Source organism: Bradyrhizobium sp., assembly GCF_028868675.1.
Classification (GTDB): domain Bacteria; phylum Pseudomonadota; class Alphaproteobacteria; order Rhizobiales; family Xanthobacteraceae; genus Bradyrhizobium.
This window is the reverse complement of record NZ_JAGWUA010000357.1, coordinates 1-2259: the sequence shown is the minus strand read 5'-3', so window position 1 is coordinate 2259 and position 2259 is coordinate 1. Positions and strand designations below refer to the sequence as shown.

General features: G+C 60.9%; 2 protein-coding genes and 1 pseudogene. All 3 read right to left on the bottom strand.

What is annotated here, in order from left to right; translation table 11 throughout:
* Positions 1–341: 341 nt before the first annotated feature.
* Positions 342–968, bottom strand: a complete 627-nt coding sequence (locus KGM94_RS25030; protein WP_300265374.1) for a hypothetical protein — start codon at positions 966–968, stop codon at positions 342–344.
* 143 nt (positions 969–1111) lie between these two features.
* On the bottom strand, positions 1112–1690 hold the full coding sequence (locus tag KGM94_RS25025; RefSeq protein ID WP_300265370.1) for a hypothetical protein: 579 nt from the start codon (positions 1688–1690) through the stop codon (positions 1112–1114).
* A 5-nt stretch (positions 1691–1695) separates the two neighbouring features.
* Positions 1696–2259: pseudogene (locus KGM94_RS25020) on the bottom strand (GMP synthase (glutamine-hydrolyzing)); the annotation flags it as partial.

Genomic DNA, 2259 nt, shown 5'->3' with positions numbered 1-2259 from the left:
TCGCCGCAAGGCCGAAAGATGGCAGGTCTACACTACACGCCGATCTTGCAAATCGGCCATTGATCCGACTCGGCTTCTGCCCCTCACAACTCAAAAAATCGAGCAAACACGCCCGAACCGTGAAAGATGGGCTAGAGCATCGGTCGATCTGAATAAATCAGCGTTGGTTTCGGTGTGGGACATTCGTTGTGCTCGTCGTCACTCTCCGGCGTCATTGCGAGCGAAGCGAAACAATCCAGACTGTCTATGCGGAAAGATTCTGGATTGCTTCGTCGCTATCGCTCCTCGCAATGACGGCGGAACCGACGAGCGCCTATTCTCGGCGGAACGCGACCGTGAAGCTAGCTAGCCTTCCCTCGTGTTCCGCGCTTGTCCGAAAGTGGGCTCTCATCGGTGCCCGGCAGGTCGAGCGCCGAGCGCAACCGCCCTCTGCCCCGCTCGTACAACGTCGCATACGGCGCCGGCTCCAGCAGATCGGCCCGCGGCTTGAACTCGAAAATCACCTTGTTGAACGGTGTCGCGCCGCAGCCCGGCACGGCGCATTCCCGCTTGTCCTTCGGACACTCCTTGAACGAGCAGAGTCGGCCAAGGTAACGGTCGCTGCCCGGCTCGATCAAAAAGACGTCGAGCTGCTGGCTCACGACGCTGATGCCGGCGCCGCGCTCGTACGCCTCGCGCAGTGCCTTTGCCGCGGAGCGACGCAGCGCGCCGAGGCGATCCTGCGAATCGATCCACAGCGCCAGGTCGAGGTCGCGGCATTCGTGCCAGACCTCGATCCCCTCACGCCGAAACTCCGAAAAGCGCGGGACTTCCTTCCGGAGCGCCTTGGCGACCGAACCGATCACGGCGACCGCCTGAACCTCCGGGAATGCGATCCAGGCATCGGTCACGACGTCTGCAGCGATCCTGAACTCACGCTGCCGGACCACCATGAAGCGGTTCTGTTCCTCGATCTTGGCCCGTCTCATGACCTCATATCCCGACCAGCGCGTAGGATGGGTTGAACACAGCGATACCGATCTATCTCATCCTTCGAGCGCGATGGGTTTCGCTGCGCTCTACCCATCCTACGCGCTCAAAAGACCGATTGAGCCATTTGCGAACACTCGTTCTAGCCGTCTATCCGAAAAGCTGGAAGCGCCAACAAGCGTATCGCGACGCCGATTGCAAAGCTCGCGTCATTAAACAAGTGACGCTCGGCTCGCTCCGTACTGTCCAACACACGACGGCTCAGATTGGAGGGGTCATCAACCCCTCGAAAGTGAGAAAGTGGATTCCGAAATTCCGCCAGCCGGCGAAGTTCTTTAGCATTCTCGTCAGGAACCAGATCTTGCTCGATACAACGCTCAAGAGTCTCAGCGAACGAAATTCGTTTGCGCACTTCTTGCCCTTGCCATCCGAGCGAAAGATGTGCCGCAAGCACCTGTTCGGCAAGACTTTGGCAGGGCATCACGGTGGCCACGTAGTTCCCATGTACAAAGCTCGTCCGAGCTTCCGTCCAGACGGCCAGCGCCGTCTCGCCTCCCGGCAACATCGTCCCGTAGAGTCCGAGCGCGGCGGAGAGATCGTTTAGCTGCCGAAACCGTGCAACCTTTCCAGCAAGATCATCGTGGAGATCGGCCAACAGCAACTGCAGCAGTCTCACGTCGCTGAGCGGTGATAGCAATTCCGCCTGGTCACCATCAGCCACGCCCCCTATTCCCACTCGATCGTCCCGGGCGGCTTGCTGGTCACGTCGTACACCACCCGGTTCACGCCCTTCACCTCGTTGATGATGCGGGTGGCGGTCTCGCCCAAAAACTTCATGTCGAAGGGATAGAAGTCCGCGGTCATGCCGTCGGTGGAAGTGACGGCGCGCAGGCCCACGACGTAGTCGTAGGTGCGGCCGTCGCCCATGACGCCGACGGTCTTCACTGGCAGCAGCACGGCAAAGGCCTGCCAGATCGCGTCGTAGAGGCCGTGCTTCCTGATCTGGTCGATGTAGACGGCATCGGCCTTGCGCAGGATGTCGAGCTTGTCCTTCGTGATGTCGCCGGGGCAGCGGATGGCGAGGCCCGGGCCCGGGAACGGATGGCGGCCAACGAAGATCTCGGGCAGGCCGAGCTCGCGGCCGAGCTCGCGCACCTCGTCCTTGAACAGTTCGCGCAGGGGCTCAACGAGCTTCATGTTCATGCGCTCAGGCAAGCCACCGACATTGTGGTGCGACTTGATCGTCACCGAGGGGCCGCCGGTGAAGGAGACGCTCTCGATCACGTCGGG